The 18,972-nt window shown below is 73.0% G+C and carries 15 protein-coding genes; 12 read left to right on the plus strand and 3 right to left on the minus strand.

Annotated elements, in window-relative coordinates; all coding sequences use genetic code 11:
• Nucleotides 1–385: 385 nt before the first annotated feature.
• Nucleotides 386–946: a YybH family protein gene (locus ABD331_RS57510; RefSeq protein WP_344495522.1), complete on the plus strand. Its 561-nt coding sequence runs from the start codon at nt 386–388 to the stop codon at nt 944–946.
• A 142-nt stretch (nt 947–1,088) separates the two neighbouring features.
• Here ABD331_RS57510 and ABD331_RS57515 read toward each other — a convergent pair whose 3' ends face one another.
• Entirely contained in the window at nt 1,089–1,334 is a 246-nt protein-coding gene (locus ABD331_RS57515; RefSeq protein ID WP_344495524.1) for a hypothetical protein, read from the minus strand.
• Nucleotides 1,335–1,479: 145 nt separating this feature from the next.
• Here ABD331_RS57515 and ABD331_RS57520 point away from each other — a divergent pair, with 145 nt between their 5' ends.
• From ABD331_RS57520 to ABD331_RS57565, 10 genes are all read left to right on the plus strand, one after another.
• Nucleotides 1,480–2,187: a hypothetical protein gene (locus tag ABD331_RS57520; protein ID WP_344495526.1), complete on the plus strand. Its 708-nt coding sequence runs from the start codon at nt 1,480–1,482 to the stop codon at nt 2,185–2,187.
• A gap of 115 nt (nt 2,188–2,302) precedes the next feature.
• Complete coding sequence (locus ABD331_RS57525; protein ID WP_344495528.1) at nt 2,303–2,632, plus strand: NADH-quinone oxidoreductase subunit A; 330 nt, start codon at nt 2,303–2,305, stop codon at nt 2,630–2,632.
• A complete protein-coding gene (locus ABD331_RS57530) occupies nt 2,623–3,600 on the plus strand; it encodes a hypothetical protein (RefSeq protein ID WP_344495530.1) in 978 nt (325 codons plus the stop codon). The genes ABD331_RS57525 and ABD331_RS57530 overlap by 10 nt, the downstream gene beginning before the upstream one ends.
• 33 nt (nt 3,601–3,633) lie before the next feature.
• Nucleotides 3,634–4,521: an NADH-quinone oxidoreductase subunit H gene (locus ABD331_RS57535; RefSeq protein WP_344495532.1), complete on the plus strand. Its 888-nt coding sequence runs from the start codon at nt 3,634–3,636 to the stop codon at nt 4,519–4,521.
• Complete coding sequence (locus ABD331_RS57540) at nt 4,518–5,018, plus strand: NADH-quinone oxidoreductase subunit J (protein WP_344495534.1); 501 nt, start codon at nt 4,518–4,520, stop codon at nt 5,016–5,018. The genes ABD331_RS57535 and ABD331_RS57540 overlap by 4 nt, the downstream gene beginning before the upstream one ends.
• The gene (gene nuoK / locus ABD331_RS57545; protein WP_344495536.1) at nt 5,015–5,320 is read left to right on the plus strand and encodes an NADH-quinone oxidoreductase subunit NuoK; all 306 of its coding nucleotides are present in this window, start codon (nt 5,015–5,017) and stop codon (nt 5,318–5,320) included. Before ABD331_RS57540 ends, nuoK begins: the two co-directional genes overlap by 4 nt.
• On the plus strand, nt 5,317–7,479 hold the full coding sequence (locus ABD331_RS57550; RefSeq protein WP_344495538.1) for a proton-conducting transporter transmembrane domain-containing protein: 2,163 nt from the start codon (nt 5,317–5,319) through the stop codon (nt 7,477–7,479). The genes nuoK and ABD331_RS57550 overlap by 4 nt, the downstream gene beginning before the upstream one ends.
• 2 nt (nt 7,480–7,481) lie before the next feature.
• Nucleotides 7,482–8,945 carry a complex I subunit 4 family protein gene (locus ABD331_RS57555; protein ID WP_344495540.1) on the plus strand — a complete coding sequence of 488 codons (1,464 nt, stop codon included), beginning with the start codon at nt 7,482–7,484 and terminating at the stop codon, nt 8,943–8,945.
• Nucleotides 8,942–10,243 carry an NADH-quinone oxidoreductase subunit N gene (locus ABD331_RS57560; RefSeq protein WP_344495542.1) on the plus strand — a complete coding sequence of 434 codons (1,302 nt, stop codon included), beginning with the start codon at nt 8,942–8,944 and terminating at the stop codon, nt 10,241–10,243. The genes ABD331_RS57555 and ABD331_RS57560 overlap by 4 nt, the downstream gene beginning before the upstream one ends.
• A 352-nt stretch (nt 10,244–10,595) precedes the next feature.
• A complete protein-coding gene (locus ABD331_RS57565) occupies nt 10,596–14,993 on the plus strand; it encodes an SCO7613 C-terminal domain-containing membrane protein (protein ID WP_344495544.1) in 4,398 nt (1,465 codons plus the stop codon).
• A 48-nt stretch (nt 14,994–15,041) separates the two neighbouring features.
• Here the strand turns inward: ABD331_RS57565 and ABD331_RS57570 are convergent, their stop codons facing one another.
• Together ABD331_RS57570 and ABD331_RS57575 are read right to left on the minus strand one after the other, a co-directional pair.
• A complete protein-coding gene (locus ABD331_RS57570) occupies nt 15,042–15,701 on the minus strand; it encodes a FadR/GntR family transcriptional regulator (RefSeq protein ID WP_344495546.1) in 660 nt (219 codons plus the stop codon).
• A 51-nt stretch (nt 15,702–15,752) separates the two neighbouring features.
• Nucleotides 15,753–16,850, minus strand: a complete 1,098-nt coding sequence (locus ABD331_RS57575; protein WP_344495548.1) for an ADP-ribosylglycohydrolase family protein — start codon at nt 16,848–16,850, stop codon at nt 15,753–15,755.
• Nucleotides 16,851–16,924: 74 nt separating this feature from the next.
• On the opposite strand from ABD331_RS57575, the gene ABD331_RS57580 reads away from it, so the two are divergent.
• Entirely contained in the window at nt 16,925–18,850 is a 1,926-nt protein-coding gene (locus ABD331_RS57580; protein WP_344495550.1) for a Xaa-Pro dipeptidyl-peptidase, read from the plus strand.
• Nucleotides 18,851–18,972 lie beyond the last annotated feature (122 nt).

Below are 18,972 nucleotides of genomic sequence, written 5' to 3' on the forward strand. Positions count from 1 at the left end.
GCTCGCACGGCGGCCTGGGCCTTTCGCGTTCTTGAGGCTCTTCGCGTTCTCAGGCGACCGTGCCTACCTCGGCCGGTGGGTAGACGTGTGCGCCGCGGTGCGCCGCGGGAAGCACGCAGCGCCGTCCGGAGTCGAGGTTGTCACAGCGCTCGGCGTCTTCGCGCTGGGGAAGGGGGGAGGGATTCGCCTTGATTCGCGGCACTGAATGGACGCTATAGGCGGTATCGGGCGCGCTGGTATCGGCACGGCAACGATCGCGGCTCTGACCGGTCTCTTCCACGGGCGTGAAGCGTTACCGTGAGTTATACCCCAACCAGGTAAAGGGGTCGTGCGGAGTGCCTAAACCGCGCATTCGCCGCCGATCAGCCGGGGCATCAAAGCGGCCATGAGCAAGATTTCTCAGCGCAGGGCACTCCTGCTGGCGGCGATCGTGCCCGCCCTCCTCGTCGCGGGCTGCTCCGCGGGGAACAACACCCAGGCGATGAAGGGCGCGGCGAGCCCCGGCACGCCCACCGACATGGACTCCATGTCCCCGGAGGAGACCGACACCTCCCCCGACGCCACGGACACGGCCTCCCCGACGGACACCGCGGGCGGCGGCGGACAGGCGCAGTCGACCGTCCAGGGCTTCTTCAGCGCGCTGAAGTCGGGGAACGTCGACCAGGTCGTCAGTTCCTTCTCCGACGACGCGGTCGCCGCCGTGAACGGGCAGGCCACGGCGGAGGGCAGCCAGGCCATCCGCACGCTGTTCCAGAAGCAGCTCCAGGGCAACGGCATGAAGCAGGCCACGCACACGATCGACGAGTCGCGCACGGCGGGCGACGCGGACGCGATCGTCCGCTCGACGAGCAAGCAGGGCAGCGACAACTACCGTGAGCTGTTCGTGCTCACCAAGGACGGCGAGGACTGGAAGATCTCGCAGTTCATGAACAACAAGGCTTCCTGAGCGAGGTCACTGTACGGGGGCGGCGGCGGGTCGGGGGATCGGCCGCCGCCTTGACCGGGGATCCCGGTAAGCGCCGGAAACCCGGTTCGCAACTGACCGTATTTTGTGCGGTTAGGGCGCGGCATATCCAGAAATAAGCGTTTTAATTCTGGGTGGTGTCGCCGGGGATACGGGGGTTGATGCGTCGCTGATCCACCAGGGCGAGGTACACCGCGAAGGCACCCCGCGCCCACATCTCCGCTTGTTGCGCGGTCAGCCTGATCTCCTCGCCCTCGTGCGAGACGATCATGTACCCGCCCAGCGGCATTCGCCGCCACGCGACCAAAACGTTCTCGTAAACGAGCACGTCGAGCATCGCGGTCAGATATTCACGCCCGGCGGCGGACACGGCGCAAGCCTCCTCGCTCCTCGCCGAATTCTCGCCCTTTGCCGTCCATTGTGCGCGCCGTTTCGGGAAATGTCTTTGACGGAATCGATCGCAGCCCCGGGAACCTCCGCCGGGCCGCCGGTGTACCAACACCGGAGGTGGTCCCATGAAGAAGATCCTGGCCGTGGTGATCGCGGCCCTGGCGCTGATCGCCGGGGGAGTGCCGGCCGCGGCGGCCGGTGGATGGGCGGTGACGTACCTGGATCCCGCCCCCGCCCGGTTCGAGGAGGGGAAGTCGTACGCGCTGGGGTTCTGGGTGCTGCAGCACGGCACGCATCCGTACGAGGGGAAGATGGAGCCCGTCGGGCTGCGGCTCACCGCGGAGAGCGGCGAGAGTCTCCTGTTCGCGGGGACGGCGCTGCCGGAGGCGGCGCACTACGCGGCGTCCGTGGTCGTGCCGGCGGGCGTGTGGAAGGTGGAGGGCGTGCAGGGGCCCTTCGCGGCGCACGAGGTGGGGACGCTCACCGTGCCGGGCGGGCTGCGGATCAAGCCCGTGGACCCCGGGCTGGTCGACTCCGTGGGGGAGAGCGGGCAGCAGTACTGGGGCGAGGTGCGGCCGCCCGGCTTCCCCGCAGGCGACGAACCCGTTTCGTCGGCCGCGCCCACCGCTTCGGCCGCGCCCGTGGTCACGCCCTCCCCTGCGGCGCGCACCGGTGACGAGGGCGGCGGGGTGCCCGCGTACACGCTGCTGCTGGCCGCGGCCGGCGGCGCGCTGCTGGTCTGGGTGGTGCTCGGGCTGCCGACGCCGGCGCGGCGGCGCCGCGAGGACAAGCCGGATCACTCCTCGGCGGACACCATCGTCATTTCTGGGTAGAGACGGGGGCAGACCGCCGGGGTGCGCACCCGACGCCCCCTTTCCCGAGCGGCGCGCGTCGGGGCTCACCCCGGCTCCGGCCATGCCCGGCCGGGGGTGAGGCGCTGTGTGGGCGGTGCTCGGTCTCGTGGGGCTGCTGGCGGCGGGCATCGCCGGCGTGTACGCGGTGTCCGCCCGCCTCGCGCCCCGCGGGGTCGCCGAGGTGGGGCCCTTCCTGTCGGGGGCATGGCCCCGCGAGCACGCGCTGTCCCGCTTCCACGTGCGGTGGTACGCCGTGACGCTGGTCTTCCTCGCCTTCGACATGGAGATGATCTTCATGTACCCGTGGGCGGTCGTCGTGGCCGAGCTGGGCGCCATGGCGGTGGCCGAGATGTTCGCCTTCCTTGCGCTGCTGCTGGTCGGGGTGCTGTACGCGTGGCGCGAGGGGGCGTTCCGGTGGGTGTGAGGCCTCGCGTGCTCGTCGTGAGCTGCCTGTACGGGACCCGCGTCCGGCTCCTCGTGGAGGCCGAGATGGGGCGGCGGGGGTGGGGCGTGGCCGTGACTCCTGCCGAGGCCGGGGTGATGGTGGTGTGCGGGACACCCGGCGACTCGATGAGGCCGGCCGTCCGGGGAGTGTGGGAGGCCGTGCCCCGGCCTCGGACGCTGGTGGAGCTGGCGGCGGGCGCGTCCGGGGCGGAGGTGGCCCGGGCCCTGGACCTTTCTGACGGGTCCGACCCTTCCTGGACGGGACCGCGTGGTGACGTGGGGATGGCCGCGCGGGGGGCGGATCGGGACGGGCTGCGGCTCGATCGGCTGCATGTGCCGCTCGGGCCGGTGCTGGCCGACTGGCCTGCCGGGCTGGTCGTCGAGACGGTCCTGCAAGGGGACGTGATTCAGGAGGCCGTGGTCCGGGTCCTTCCGCCTGGGGAGGAGGGGATGTGTTTCTGGGCGGACGGGGACGCGGCCTGGCGTTTGGACAGCCTTGGGCGGCTGTTCGGGGTGGCCGGGTGGCCGTGGGCGGCACGGGAGGCGCGCCGGTTGCGGGATCGGCTGCTCCACGGGGGTGATGTGGGGCGGGAGCACGAGCGGTTCGCGCGGCGGGTGCGGGGGTCGAGGGTGCTGCGGTGGATGTTGCGGGGGGTGGGGCGCGTCGAGGGGGACGTGCCGGGGTGGATGCGGGGGGACGTGCTGGACCGTACGTACGCGTGGCTGAACGCGGTTGAGACCGGCATCGCCGCGCCCGACCACGCCGGGGGCGGGGGGCGTGGTGATGCCGCTGTGGCGCTCGCCTTGCTGCCCGGCCTGCTGACCGGTGCCGAGCTGGCCGTGGCGCGGCTGATCGTGGCGAGCCTCGACCCGGACCTCGAACGGCTGCCTGGCGAGCCTCGACCGGGACCTCGAACGACTGCCGGGCGAGGTGACGGCACACCGTGAGTGAGACCCCGGCCGTTCGAAGGGGAGCGTCCGATGGGTGAGGCCGTGGGGCTGGTGGCCGCGCTGGCGGCGCTGGCGTACCTGGCGGCGGCCCTGGACGCCCGGCTGGGCGGGGCGCGAGGAGCGGCGGGCGTGCCGCTGCGGGAGGCGGCCAGGCTGCTCGTCCAGGAGCGGCGGCGGACGCTCGCCCCCGACACCCTGCTCGTCCGCACCGGCATCACCACCCTCCTCCTCGCCCCGCTCCTGGCGGCGGTCGTGCTGCCCGTCGGCGACAGGCCCGTGCTGGACAGCGACGTGGGGATCGTCTGGTTCAACGCCATGGAGGTGTGCGTCTGGGGCGCGCTGTGGCTGGTCGGGTGGGGCGTCAATTCGGTGTATCCGCTGATCGGCGGCTACCGGTTTCTGGTGCAAGGCCTGAGCTACGAGCTGCCGCACATGTTCGCGCTGATCACCGTGGCGCTCGGGGCCGGCTCGTTGCGGATCGGGGACGTGGTGGCGGCGCAACGCGAGCTGTGGTTCGTCGTGTGGATGCCCGTCGCGTTCGTCGTCTACCTCGTCTCGGCGCTCGCGATGGCCTTCTGGGGCCCCATGGGCGAGCCGGTCGGCCGGAACGTGGCCGGCGGGGTGCCCGCGGAGCTGTCAGGGGCGGACCGGCTGCTGTTCGAGACCGGCCGGTACGCGCTGCTGGTCGTCGTGGCCGCCGCCTCCGTGCCGCTGTTCCTGGGCGGCGGGGCGGGCCCCGTGCTGCCGGGATGGGCGTGGGCGGCGGTCAAGACGGTGGCCGTGCTGGGCGTGTTGGTGCTGGTCAAGCACCGGGTTCCGGCCGTACGGATGGATCGGTTCACCGAGTTCGCGTGGGTGGCGCTGATCCCGCTCACGCTCGTGCAGACGCTGGCCGTCGGAATCGTGGTGCTGCTGTGAGCGGAGTGCTGTTCTGGGTGCTGAGCCTGGTGGCGGTGGCGGGCGGGGTGGCCGTGTTCGTGGTGGACTCGATGGCGCGGGCCACGTTCGCGCTGCTGGCCTCGCTGCTCGCAGTGGGCGGCACGCTGCTGCTCGTCGGGCTGCGGTACCTAGGAGTGCTGGTCGTTCTGATGATGGTCATGGAGATGCTGATCATGGCCGTCTTCATGATCATGTACATGATGAACCCGGGCGGGCTGACGCCCATGACGATGGTGCACAACCAGCGGGGCGCGATCGCCATCGCCGCAAGCGTCTTCGTGCTGCTGTCGGCCGGGGTGTTCGTGACGCCGTGGCCGAGGCGTCAGGGGCCGCCGCCCGCCGACCCCACGCACGCGCTCGGGCTGGCGATCATGGGACAGCAGACGCTGGTCATGATGGTCATCGGAGTGGCCATCCTGGCGACGATGATCTCCACCGTGGTGCTCGCCACGCACCGGGGACGGTACGACCGATGACGCTCCAGGCCTTCCTCCTGCTCGCCGCCGCACTGTTCTCGATCGGCCTGTACGGGGTGCTGTCCCAGCAGTCCATCGTGATGCTGATGATGGGTCTGGAACTCATGATCAACGGGTTGATCGCGGCCGGCGGGGCGTTCTGGTACCACGTCGCGCCCCAGAACGCCGACGGGCAGGTCCTCGTGCTCGTCGCCGTCACCGTCATGGCGCTGGAGATGGCCATGGGGTTCGCCGTCGTCACCGCGATCTTCCGCGCCCGCGACGTGGACCTGACGGACGACGCGGGGGACCTCAAGGGATGACGGCTCTGCTGTGGCTGCTTCCCGGCCTTCCCACCTGCTCGGGCGGGCTGCTGCTGCTGTTCGTACGGCGCTGCGGGCGTTCCGTGGCGATCACCGTGGGAGCGCTGACGCTGGTCACCGCCGTGGTGGTGGCCCTGGCCCGGCCTGTCGCGACCGTTCGGCTCGTGCTCGGTGGCGGGCAAGGGCTGGCGGTGGACGGGCTGTCGGCGGTCATGGTCGTGGTCGTGGCGGTGGTGGGGCTGGTTGTGCTGGTGTTCGCGGCGGGGGAGGTGCGGGAGGCGCGGTTCTACGGGCTGATGCTGGTCTTCGTCGGGGCGATGCTCGTGACCGTCACCGCCGGTGATCTCGTGCTGTTGTTGATGGGGTGGGAGGTCATGGGCGCGATGTCGTACGCGCTCATCGGGTACTGGTGGCACGACGGGCGCCGGGTGAGCTCTGGGACGGTCGCCTTTCTCACCACCCGGGCCGGTGATCTCGGGCTCTACTTCGCGGCGGGCGCGGCCGTGGCGGGGGCCGGAGCGATGGGACTGGACGCGGCCGGTGCGGCTGGGCTGGGTGAGGGCGGGCTGGGTGGGGGCGGGCTGGCGGGGCTTGGGGAGCCGTGGCGGGATCTGGTGGCGGGCGGGATCGTGCTGGCGGCGCTGGGGAAGTCGGCGCAGCTCCCGTTCTCGTTCTGGCTGTCGCGGGCCATGGACGGGCCCAGCCCCGTCTCGGCGCTGCTGCACTCGGCGACCATGGTGGCTGCCGGGGCCTACCTGCTGCTGCGCGTGCAACCCCTGCTCGCCGCCGTCGGGTGGGCGGCCGGTGTGGTGGCGTGGGCCGGTGCGGTGACGGCGCTGCTGCTGGGGGCGGTGGCGGTCGGGCAGCGGGAGCTCAAGCAACTGCTCGCCGCGTCCACCTGCGCGCAGGTGGGGTTCATGGTGTGTGCGGCGGGGGTCGGCGCGGTGGCCGGTGGGGCGGCGCAGCTCGTCGCGCACGCCGCCGTGAAGAGCCTGCTCTTTCTCGCCGCGGGGGTGTGGTTGTCGGCGCTCGGCACGCAGGAGTTGCGGAGGCTGGGTGGGGCGGGGCGGCGGTGGCCGGTGGTCGGGGTCTCGTTCTGGGTGGGGGCGGTGGCGCTGGCCGGGGTGCCGCCGTGGTCGTTGTGGGTGACCAAGGACGTGATCCTGGGGGCGGTGCGCTCGCCGGGGCTGTACGTGGTGCTGCTCGGGGCCGCGGTGCTGGCCGCCGCCTACTCGGCCAAGGCACTCGCCTCGGTGTGGCGGGCCGGCGAGAAGCCGTCCGGTGCGGGGCGGGACGAGGCGGGGAAGGCTCGTGAGGTGCGGGCCGGTGCGCGGCGGGACGAGGCGGGGCGGGCCGGTGCGGGGCGGGCCGGTGTGCGGGAGGTGACGGCTTGGGAGCAGGCGCCGCTGCCGGTGCTGGCTCTGGCCGCCGCCGGGCTCGGGGCCGTGGGGCTGCCCGGGGTGTTCGAGGCGTGGGGACGGCTGGTGGGCGACCCGCACGCCGCTGCACCGTCGGCGAGCGGGCTGGCCTGGTCCGGCGGGCTGGCGATCGTCGTGGCGGCGACGGTGACGGTGGCGCTCATGCGGCGACACCCCGGCACGCGCCTGGCACGCTCGCACGAGCGCCCTACGCGGCTGGGCGCGGATGAACGCCCTACGCGGCTGGGCGCGGATGGGCGTCTAGCCCGATTGCGTGCCGTCGGCCACCCGGCACAACGCGCCGTGGGGCGCTTGGCGCCGCTGCGCGCTGTTGGGCGCCCGGCGCGGGTCGGCGCGTGGGTCGGCGCGTGGGTGGCGCGGATCGGTGGGTGGGGAGCGCGGGCCGGTGAGGGGTTCGCGAGCTGGCTGTGGCTGGAGCGGGCGGCGGTGACGGTGATCGCGCGCCCGGTCATGGCCCTGGCCAGAGCGCTGGCCCGCTTCGACGACCGGGCGATCGACGCCGCAGTGGAGGCCGTGCCGCGCGCGGGCATGAGCATGGCGCGACTCGCCAGGAAACCGTTCGAAGCCCGCCTGGACGACGTCGTACAAACGGTAGCGGGAGCGGCGGGAAGGCTGGGCGGGCTGGCCAGACGCCCGCAGACCGGCCAGGTGCACCTCTACTTCGCCCAGGCCGCAGTGGCGCTGACCGTGCTGGCCATCGTCTTCGCCCTGCTGAGGTGACCGTGCTGACTGTAGTGATCTTCCTGCCGCTGCTGGCGGCCTCGGCACTGGCCCTGCCCCGGCTGAGCGCGCGAACGGCCGTCCGGGTGTGGATCGCCGCCACGGCCGCCGACCTGGCCCTGGTCATCGCCCTGTGGATCGGCTACCCCGGCGCCGGCATCGCGTACGAGACCAGCCTGCGCTGGATCCCGTCCGTCAGCGCCGGCTACCACGTCGGCGTGGACGGCCTGTCGCTGCCGCTCATCGCGATGACGTCGCTGCTGTTCCTGGTCTGCGCCGTCTACTCGCTGCGCGAGACGCACCGCCCCAGGGCGTACGCGGCGCTGTTCCTGTTCCTGCAGACCGTCTGCCTCGGCCTGTTCGCGGCGCTGGACCTGCTGCTCTTCTTCGTCTTCTTCGACCTGGCGATCGTCGGCATGTACTTCGTGATCGTCGGCTGGGGGCACGGCGACCGGGCCCGGTCAGGGCTGAAGTTCTTCCTCTACACCTTTCTCGGCTCGCTGGCGCTGCTGCTCGGCTTCATCGGGCTGTTCCTGGCCGCCGAGCCGCACACGTTCGACATGACGGCCCTGACCGCGCACCCGCCGCGAGCGGGCGCGCTGGTGCTGCTCGCCGTGGGTGTGGGGCTCGCGGTGAAGATCCCCGTCGTGCCCGTGCACACGTGGCTGCCGCCCGCCCACACCGACGCGCCCGCCGCCGGCTCGGCCATCCTGGCCGGGGTGCTGCTCAAGATGGGCACGTACGGTCTGGCCCGCATCGCCGTCCCCATGCTGCCGCAGCAGTGGCGCGCCCACGCCTGGCTGATCATCGTGCTCGGCGTGGTCAGCGTCCTGTACGGCGCCCTCGTCGCCCTCGCCCAGGACAACCTCAAACGCCTGATCGCCTACACCTCCGTCAACCACATGGGCTACATCGTCCTCGCCCTGGGCGCGGCCGGGCTGAGCGGCGGCCGGGCGGCCAGGGAGCTGGCGGTCAGCGGGGCCGTCACCCAGATGGTCAGCCACGGCCTCATCACCGGCGCGCTGTTCCTCATCGCGGGCGTCCTGTGGGAACGGGCGGGCAGCTACGACCTGGGACGCTTCGGCGGGCTCGCTGGGCAGGCGCCGATGCTGACCGGGGTGACGGCGGTGGCGGCGTTCGCCTCACTGGGGTTGCCGGGATTGTCGGGGTTCATCGCGGAGTTCCAGATCTTCACCGGCGTCATCGGGGCGGGCGCGGTGGTCGCCGGCGCGGTCTCGCTGCTCGGCATCCTCATCACGGCGGCCCTGCTGCTGCGCGTGATGCACCGCGCCTTTCTCGGCGGGCCCGGCGAGCTGACCGGCCGCGTCACCGACCTGCGGGCGGGCGAGCAGGCCGCGATCGTCCCGCTGCTGGGACTGTCGCTGGTCATCGGCGTCTTCCCGCGCTGGCTGCTGGACGTCATCGAGCCCGCCGCCCGGACCCTCGTCACCCTGGCCGGGCGATGAACCCTCTGGCGCTCCTGCCGGAGCTGCTGATCCTGGCGGGCGCGGTGGCCGGGCTGGTCACGGGCCTGTTCGTCGCCAGGGAACGGCAGCGCCTGGCCGCCTGGGTGAACGGGGCGGCGCTGGTGGCCGCCGCCGTCGCCTCGACGTCCGACGGGTACGCCGCCGATGCCGTCACCGGCGTCGCCCGCCTCACCGTCACCCTCACCACGCTCCTCGTCCTGTGCCTGCTCGCCGGGCAGGCCAGGGCGCACCCGCGCGAGAGCGAGCTGTACACCCTTACCTCGCTGGCCGCCCTCGGCACGATCCTCATGGCGGGGGCCACGGACCTGCTCGTGCTCGTGGCCGCGTACCTGCTGGCGAGCATCCCCGCGTACGCGCTCGCCGGGTTCGCCAAGGACGCGGCCGGCACCGAGGCGGCACTCAAGTACTACCTGATGGGCGCCTTCCTCGGCGTGCTCATGCTGGCCGGCGTCACGCTCGCGTACGGGCTGACCGGCACCACCGCCTACGCCGGCGCGCGGGCGCCCGCCGTCGCGGCGGTCCTGCTGCTGGCGGGGCCGCTGTTCAAGGCCGGGTGCGTGCCCGCCCACTTCTGGGTGCCTGACGTGGCCGAGGGGACGCCGCGGGCGGTGGCGGCGTTCGTCACCACGGTGCCTAAGGTCGGGGCTTTCGCGGCGTTGTACCGGCTGGCGTCGTCGGAGGTGCTCGACGAGCCGGCGCTGCTCGCGGTCGTCGCCGCCGCCACGATGACGCTGGGCAACCTGGCCGCCTTTCACCAGTCTCAGGTGCGGCGGCTGCTGGCGTACTCGACGATCAGCCAGGCCGGGTACCTGCTGGTGCCGGTGGCCGTCGCCGGGCGGACCGAGCTGGCCGGGCCCGCGCTGCTGTTCTACCTCGCCGCGTACGCGATCACCAACCTTGGGGCCTTCGCCGTGGTGGTCGCGGTCGGCGCCGATTCGTTGCGGGACTACGCGGGGCTGGCCCGGAGGTCGCCGTGGACGGCGTTCGCGCTGGTGGTGTGCTTGCTGGGGCTGGTCGGGACGCCGCCCACGGCGGTGTTCGCGGGCAAGGTGCTGATGTTCGCGGCGGCCTGGGACGGGGGGTACGGGTGGCTCGCGGTGGTGGCCGCCGTCAACACCGTGGCCAGCGTCTTCTACTACCTGCGGTGGATCCGGCCCGTGTTCGCCCTGGAAGGGGCGCCGGGGGAGGCGCGAGGGGTGGGCGTCGTTGCGGTGGTCGCGGCTGGGGGGTCGGTGATGTTGGGGGTGGGGGCGGGGGTGGTGCTGCTCGGGTGGTGATCGGTGGGGTGTATGCGGCTTTGCTGATTACCAGACAAATGACGAAATGTACGGCATGGTCGTGGGCGTCTCCGATCTTCGCGAGGTTCGTGCCATGGACTTGCCGGACTGTCCCGCTTGTGGCGCCGCCCTGACCGGGGCGGTCGAGAGGTGCGCCGCTTGCGGGCTGGTGCTTCATGGGGCTGCTGCCGATGCGTTTCTGGAGGTTTCCGGGGCGCTTGCTGAGCTTGAGTCGCGGCGGGTTGAGTTGTTGCGGCGGCGGGAGGAGGCGCTGGCGTGCATGCGCGCAGCCACCGCCGCACCGGTCGCGCAACCCGCGCCGGTCGCGCAGCCCGCGCCTATCGCGTCCGCAGTGCCTGACGTGCAGGCCGTGCCCGTGGCGGCCGACGTGCAGCCCGCGGCGGTCGTGCAGGCGGTGGGTGGGCGGGGGCCTCGGCGGGACTTGTCGCATCGGGCGGTGCAGAACCTGCTGCTCCTGCTCGGCGGCACCCTGCTGTCGATCGCGGCGGTGGTGTTCACGCTGGTGAGCTGGCAGGTCCCCGCGCTGCGGGCGCTCATCCTGATCGTGTTCACGCTCGTGGTGCTGGCCGCCCCATGGCTGCTGGTACGCCGGCGGCTGGTCGCGACCGCCGAGACCGTCGCCCTGCTCGGCCTCGTACTGATCCCCCTGGATGGAGTCGCCGTCACGCAGGTCTTCGCCGACGGCGGACCCGCCGGAGGGCCGGGGCCGGATCCCCTGTGGGGCTGGGCGCTGGGCGGCGCCGCGCTGAGCGTCCTGTGGGCCCTGTACGCGTGGCGGGCCCCGCTGCGGCTCCCCACCCCGGTGGCGATCGCCCTGGCCCAGACCCCTCTACCGCTGGCCGCCCTGGCCATGGAATCCGCCACCGGACCCGGCCTGGCCTGGTCTACCGCGCTGACGTGGTCCCCCGGGCCGGCCGGGTGGGCTGCGGTGCCCGGGCTGGCGTGGCTTGCCGGGGCGTTGGTGGTCACTGCCGCGTTCGATCTCGTCCTGTGGCGGGTGGCGCGGCGGGCCCGGCTCGCGGCCGAATACGTGACCACCGCCGTGGCCGGGTCGCTGGCCTGGGTGGGAGGGACGGGGGTGGCGGCGTTCGTGACGGTGACGGCGAGCAGCGGTTTCACACCCGTCACCGATCCTAGGCCCGCTCTGGTGAGTGTGAGTTACGCGCCCGCGATGACCGTCGTGCTGGGGGCTGCCTCGGTGGTGGCGACCCTGTGGGCGGGCGCGACGCGGGGCAGGAACGCGCGCCTGGTGATCGCCGCCTGTGCCGCGCTCGCTGCGGTGGGCGCCTGCTGTGCCGTGCCCGCCTCGATGGTGCCGCTCTCGTGGCGGGCCGCCGTCGTCGCGTGCGCGGGGCTGCTGGTGCTGGTCGCCGCGCTGCGGTTGCCTGTGCGGCTGCGGGACGGGGTGCGGGCCGGTGGTGGGTTCGTGCTGGCGGTGGCCGCCTGTTGGAAGACGCAGGCGGTGGTCGCGGTGGCGGTCGGGCCGGTCGGCTGGCTCACGTCCGTGCGGGGGGAGCGTGCTGGTCGGGCGTCTGACCTGCTCGGCCCTGGGGTTCGGTGGGACGACGGCGGGGCCGTGCCTGTGGTGCTTGCGGCTGTGACGGTGGGGCTGGTGCTGGTGCCGCCTCGGGGGGAGTTGTGGACGGCTGCGGTTCGCCGGACGTTCTGCCTGGTTCTGGGCTCCTTGGCGGTGTTCACGGCGCCGGTGGCGGCGGGGATGCCGTACGAGGTGGCGCTGGGGGTGCTCGTGGTGCTGGCAGGGGCGCTGCTGTGGCTGGCCGCCCGCCGGTCCGGCAGCACCACGCCGGTGGGCAGGCGGGCTGACGGGCCGGCGGGCAGGCTGAGGGGCGGGCTGGCGGGCGTGCTGGTGGGTGGGTGTGCGGCGCCGTTGTGGCTCGGGGTGTATCTGGCGGGGTTGGCTCTGTGCTGGGCGCTGGCCGATCGGGAGGCCGGTGTCGTGGTGGCGGCCGTGCTGCTGGGGGTGCTGGCCGGTTGTGCCGTGGCGGGCAGGCCGAGGGTGGTGCAGGCCGTCGGGGGTGCCGGGGCGACGCTGGCGGCAGGGGTGCTGGTGTGGGCGTTGTTCGGGAGCGGGCTGGCGGCGGCGTCGGCGATGCTCGGGGTGCGGGCCGCCACGCTCGTGGTGACGAGGCCGTCGCGCAAGCTGGCCGCCGCCGTGGTGCGGGCCGAGAGGACGGGCGCCACCGTCGCACTCGGGATCCTCGACCGGCTGAGCAGGCTGGTGCGGCCGGGTGGGAGGACGGCGGCCGAGGTGGCGGCCGTGGTGGTGGGGTCGGTGGCGCTGGTGCAGTTCGCGGCAGCGCCGTTGCCCGGCGGGAAGGAAGGGCTGGCAGCGCCGTCCGCCGGTGGTGAGGGGCTGGTGCAGTCCGCCGGTGGTGAGGAAGGGCTGGCGCAGTTCGTGGCAGTGCCGTCCCTCGGTGGGGAGGAGGGGCTGGCGCTGTTGATGGCGGTCGGTGCGGTGCTGGCCGCGGCCTCCGCGTGGCGCAGGCCGCGAGGGGCGTGGCGGACGGTGGCGGCGGTGGAGGCGTGCCTGCTGGCCGTGCTCGCGCCGCTGCCGCTGAGCGGGGCCGTCGTGCCGGCGCTCGTGGGCCCGTACGGATGGCTGACGCACGCGTGGGCCGGTGCGGCGGAAGGGGCGCGGGAGGCACTCAGCCCGGCCGGGGCCTGGGAGGCGCAGCCGTTGCTGATGCCCGTGCTGGTGCTGGCCGGAGCCGCGGGTGCGCTGGCGGCCTGGGCGCGCTGGGGCAGGCAGGCCGCCGCGGGGGTGGCCGGGATCGCGTTCCCCGTGGCGGCGACGACGTTGCCGGTGGTGGCCGACCTGCCGTACTGGGCGGCGCTGGCCTTCCTCGTCACGCTCACGGCCGCGCTCGCGCTCTGGTCGGCGGTGAGCCGGTCGGCGGCGGGCGGCGCGAGCCTCTGGACGGCGACGCTGGCCGTGTCCTGGTCGCTGGCCGACCGGACGGCGACCCTCGCGGTGCTGGCGGCGATCGTGGTGACCGGGCTGGTGTGCGCGGTCCGGGGCAAGGGCTCGCCGGTGACCAGCGTGGCGGCCACGATCACCGGGCTGGCCGTCGGGGCGGAGAGCGTGGCGGCGGCGCTGGGCGGCGGGCTCGGCGAGTCGGACGCGGCACTGGTGCTGCTGCTGGTGATCGTGCTGATGTCGCGGGCCGCCGCGCTGCCCGTCCTGCCCGCGGCGGTGGCCGGGGCGTTGGGGGTGGCGGCGCTGGCGTTGTGGCCGGTGGCCGCGGTGCTGGCGCAGGACGTGGCGCGGCTGACGCTGGTGCTGGCCGTGGGGGCGCTGGCGCTGGCCGCTTCGGCGTGGCGGTTGAGCGGTGGGGTCAGGGGGGCGGCGTACGCGCTGGCGGGGGTTGCCGGTGGTGTGGCGATCCTGCCGCATGTGGGGGTTTGGGGTGAGGTGCTGGGGTTCCCGGCCCAGGTGGTCGGACATCCGTGGGAAGAGCGGTTCGTGCCGTATCAGGAGGTGTGGGAGTCGGGGGCCTTCGGGTTCGAGCGGGGGGAGGCGGCGACCGCGCTCGGGGTCGGGGTGTTCGTGGTGGCGACCGTGGTGATCATGGCGCGGAGGTTGCGCGGGGGCGGGGCCGCTCGGGCTGTGGCGACCGTGGTGGCGCCGTTGTGCCTGGGGGTCGTGCCTGCTGTGGCGGGGCTGGCTTATCCGTGGGTGCTGGGGTTCTACGGGGTGGTGCTGGTGGCGCTGACCGTGCAGGCGGGGGTGGGGGAGCGGGCGGGGGTGGCCGGGGTGATGGCGCTCGTGGCCGGTGGGTACGTGGTGGCCTGGTCGATGGACGTGGAGGCGTACACGCTGGTGGTTCTTGCCGGGGTTGTGGTGGTGGGTTTGGTGGCCTCGGTGGGGGCGCGGGATGGCGTCGTACGGACGGGGGCCGCGGCGGGGGCCACCGTCGCGGCGGGTGGGCTGGCTGCGGCGTGGGCGTTGTCGGCGGGGGCGGGTGTGGCGGAGGCGGGGTTCGCGGTGCTCGGCGTCGCCGCCGCAGGGGTGCTGGTCGCTGCGGGGCTCACGACGCAGGAGCCGAGGCTGGGGCGGGTGGTGGTCGGGGGTGAGGTGGCCGGGTGGGGGCTGGCCGTGGTGGGTGTGGTGATGGCGGGCGGCGATCGGGGCCTGCTGGCCGCCGCCCTGGCCGTCGTCGGCGTGCTGGCCCTGGTCGTGGCCCTGCGCCCCGACCGCAGGGCCGCCGTCTGGCCCGGCCTGGCGCTGCTGCAGGGGGCGCTCTGGCTGCGGCTGGCGCTGTCCGGGGTCACGGCCCCCGAGGCGTACACCGTCCCCCTGACGGTGGCCGGGCTGGTGGCGGCGTGGCTGGCCAGGCGGCGCGACCCCCGGATCTCCTCCTGGACGGGGTACGGCGCGGCGCTGGCGCTCACGTTCCTGCCCAGCGTGTACGCCGCCTGGAACGACTTCGGCCTGGCCAGGCCGCTGCTGCTGGGCGTGGCCGCGTTCGCCGCGACCCTGGCCGGGGCGCGGGCGCGGTTGCAGGCGCCGCTGATCCTTGGCGGGGCGGTGCTGGTGGTGACGGCGGCGCAGGAGTTCGCGCCCGCGGTGGCCGAGTTGGTGGGGCAGGGGCCGCGCTGGTTGCCGATCGCGGTGGCGGGCGCGTTGCTGCTGTTCACCGGCGCCACGTACGAGCACAGGGTGCGTGATCTGCGCAGGATCCGTCGGTTGATCGTCAGGATGCGCTGAGGGTCGTCGAAGGGGCGGTCGTCGAAGGAGCGGTCGTCGAAGGAGCGGTCAGAGGTCGCGTTCCTGCTGGTCGAGGATGGACACCGAAACGGCCACGGCCTTCGCCGCGTCGCCCTCCTCGATCGCCCGCAGCAACTCCTCGTGCGACGTGTCCGGGACCAGCGCCGCCTCCTCCTGATCCCTGACGCTGTCGCGCAGCGCGTCGCTCATGCTCCGGTAGAGGTCGCCGAGCAGCGCGTTGTGCGCCGCGTCCGCCACCATCAGGTGGAAGTCCACGTCGGCGTCGGCGAACCCGTCGAGGTCGCCGGCCCGGCCCGCCGCGTCCCTGCGGGCCAGGCTCTCGCGCATGGCGGTCAGGTCCTGGTCGGTGCGCCGGCCGGCCGCCAGCCTGGCGGCGACGAGGTCGAGGCCGCGGCGTACGTCGATGATGTCCATGGCGGCGGCCGTGTCGAGCCGCCGCCGCAGCGCGACCTTGGACTCGTCGGTCGCGGTCACGTACGTGCCGTCGCCCTGCCGGGTGTGCAGCAGGCCGGCGTGTGCCAGGACCCGCACCGCCTCCCGCACCGAGAGCCTGCTCATGCCCAGGCTCTCGGCGAGACGGCTCTCGGACGGGATCTTGGTGCCGACCGGCCACACCCCGGCGGCGATCTCGCGGCGCAGCTCGGCGATGGCGGCGTCCACGAGCGACGTCCTGGCGACGTTACGCATGCACCCATCTCCTCAACGGCTGAAGAACATCCACCTTAGACGCCGGCGCGATCAGGCGAGCTCAGCGGCGAGGCGTTCGATCGTGTCCCTGCCCTCCAGCGGGGACAGCCAGGCGGCGGGCAGCGCGGCGGTGCCGTGCAGGGCGCCCAGCAGGTTGCCGCACACCGAGCCCGTGGAGTCGCTGTCGCCCGAGTGGTTGACCGACAGCAGCAGCGCCTTGTCCACCGCGGGCTCGACCAGGGCGCAGTAGACGCCGATGGCCAGCGCCTCCTCCGCCACCCAGGCGCCGCCCAGCGACTCGACCGCCTCGGGCGAGTGCCCGCCGCCGCCCGCCAGGTGCACGGCGGCGCGCAGGGCGCCGGTGGTCTCCTCGTGGCCGGGGTATCGCGCCAGCAGCTCCATCGCCTGGCGGACGGACGGCTCCAGCGCCTCGCCCGCCATGAGGTGCGTGATGATCGCCGCGAACGCGCCGGCCGCGAGGTAGCCGGTCGGGTGGCCGTGGGTGATCTGCGCGCAGGCCGCCGCCAGCTCGAACGCCTCCTGCGGCAGGCGGTTGACCAGCCCGAACGGGGCCGAGCGCATCACCGTGCCGCAGCCCTTGGAGTCGGGGTTCACCGGGCCTGGCGCGCCCCACCTGGACGGGCCTGGGAAGGGGCGGTGCAGGCCCGACAGGCAGGCGTTGCCGGGGGCGCGGCGGGAGTACAGCCAGGGCTCCTCGCGCAGCGGGCCCGTCTGGTGGGGGAGGGTGGCCGGAGGTGGGGCCTGGTGCTGCTGGGTGTCGAGCCAGCGCAGGTAGGCCCGGCGCACGGCGGCCACCGCCCCTGCCCGGTGGTCGGCGGCCGAGGACCCGGCCCCGGCACCGCTTCGCGCGGTGTCCCGCGCGTCGCCGCCTCTCTCACCCTCCGCTCCGCTAGCGTGAGCTGCGGTGATGCGGGCGTCCAGCAGGCCTTCGACGGTGAAGAGGGTCATCTGGGTGTCGTCGGTGATCAGGCCGGTCCTGCCGCGCCAGGTCGTGACATATCCCGTGATGCCGTTGGTGCCGTGATGCTTGCGGATCTCCCGCAGCGACTGGAACTCGATGGGCGCGCCGAGCGCGTCGCCGATCGCGCCGCCGAGGAGGCAGCCCCGTACCCGATCCAACACTTCCATGCCCTGGATATTGCCACCTCTCTGGCCGTTTGAGAGATTGCGCTTGTTTCGGCCAACCGTCCCGGAGGTCACGCGTGTCACAATTACGCCCAGCCCTCTTCGCAGTCGCCCTCACCCTCGCGATAGCGACCCCTGCCCAGGCCGCCGCAGCCGCTCCTGTGATCACTGTCCAGGACGGCCGCACGCAGCCGGTTTTCTCGTACGCGGACGCCGTCCGTGAACACGTGTACGTCGAGTCGACCGTCGACAGCGATCTCGACGGCGCGCTGGACAAGGTCAGGGTGGACATCATCCGGCCCAGGGAGTCCGGCCCCTCGCTGAGGGTGCCGGTGATCATCGATGAGAGCCCGTACTACGACAATTCGGGCCGCGGCAACGAGTCGGAGCGCAAGGTCTACGACGCCGCCGGAAATGTCACGAAATTTCCGCTCTTCTATGACAACTACTTCGTCCCGCGCGGCTACGCCGTCCTGAACGTCGACATGCTCGGCACCACAAAGTCCGACGGCTGCCCCGACGTCGGCGGCAAGGCCGACGTGCTGGGCGGCAAGGCCGTCATCGACTGGCTGAACGGCCGCGCCAAGGCCTTCAGGGCCGACGGCACCCCGGCCGTGGCTGACTGGACGACCGGCAAGTCCGCCATGATCGGCAAGTCGTACGACGGCACGCTGGCCAACGCCGTCGCCGCCACGGGCGTCGAGGGGCTGAAGACCATCGTGCCCATCTCGGCGATCAGCTCCTGGTACAAGTATCAGCGCTCGAACGGCGTGATCTACAACTACGACTACGCCTCCTTCCTGGCCAACTACGTCGACACCGACCCCGACGCCAAGTGCCAGGCCGTGCGCGCCAGGATGGACGCCGAGGACGGCGACGACACGGGGAACTACAACGCCTTCTGGGCCGAGCGCGACTACATCGGCGGCCTGCTCGCCGACGTCTCCAAGGTCAGGGCGAGCGTCTTCGTCGTGCACACGGTCAACGACCTCAACGTCAAGCCCGACAACTTCTCCACCTGGTGGAAGGCCCTGGCCGACCGGCATGTGCCGCGCAAGATCTGGGTCGGCCAGACCCAGCACGTGGACCCGTTCGACTTCCAGGGACGCCGCGACCTGTGGGTGGACACCCTGCACCGCTGGTTCGACCACTGGCTGCACGGCGTGCGCAACGGGATCACCGGCGAGCCCCGCGCCGACGTCGAGATCGGGCCGGCGCAGTGGATCACGCAGCGCGACTGGCCCGCCCCGTACGCGATCAAGGCGTCGCTGCGGCCCGCGCCCGACGGCTCGCTCGGCCTCAAGCCCGCCGCCAGGAACAGCACCGCCTCCTTCACCGACGTCGCCATGAGCGAGAACGACATGGTGGCCGACGTGGGCACGCCGAACCCAGGACGGGTGGCGTTCACCACCGGAGCGCTCCCGCTGAACCTGCGGCTGTCCGGCACGCCCACCGCCGACCTGCGGGTCAAGCTCGACAAGCCCACCGCCAACCTGACGGCGCTGCTGGTGGACTTCGGCGAGGACACCCGCGTGGACTGGCGGCGCGGCCAGGGCATCACCACGCTGGCGGAGGAGGACTGCCACGGCGAGAGCACGGCGGCCGACGACGCCTGCTACCGCAAGGTGGTCACGAACGTCGCCACCCGGCCGCTGGAGATCGTCGCGCGCGGCTGGATCGACGTGCAGAACCGGCTGTCGCTCAGCCAGTCCACGCCGCTGCCCGCGGGGACGTACGGCACGGTGCGCTGGCTGACCCTGCCGCAGGACTACACGTTCAAGAAGGGACACCGGATCGGGCTGGTGATCGCGGGCACCGACGCGACGTACACCGACGAGGCGGGGACGGGGGCGGCCGTCACCGTCGATCTGGCCGGGAGCAGCGTGAGCGTGCCGTTCGTGCTGGGGACGCCGCTGGCCGACATGCCCAAGGACGCGGCCACGTTCCGCGGGCCCGAGCGGGTGGAGCTGCCGCAGCCCGAGCCCGAGTTCCAGTTCTTCTAGATGGATGAGTCCAAGGCATAGCTGCGGAGATAGGGCGAGGATGTCCATTCTCGGGTTGTGACGACCGAACTGGACACCCTCGCAACCGCACTCTACGTGAGGGTCGATGATCTGCTGAAGAG

This window comes from Nonomuraea monospora (genome assembly GCF_039531895.1).
GTDB classification, from domain to species: Bacteria; Actinomycetota; Actinomycetes; order Streptosporangiales; family Streptosporangiaceae; genus Nonomuraea; species Nonomuraea monospora.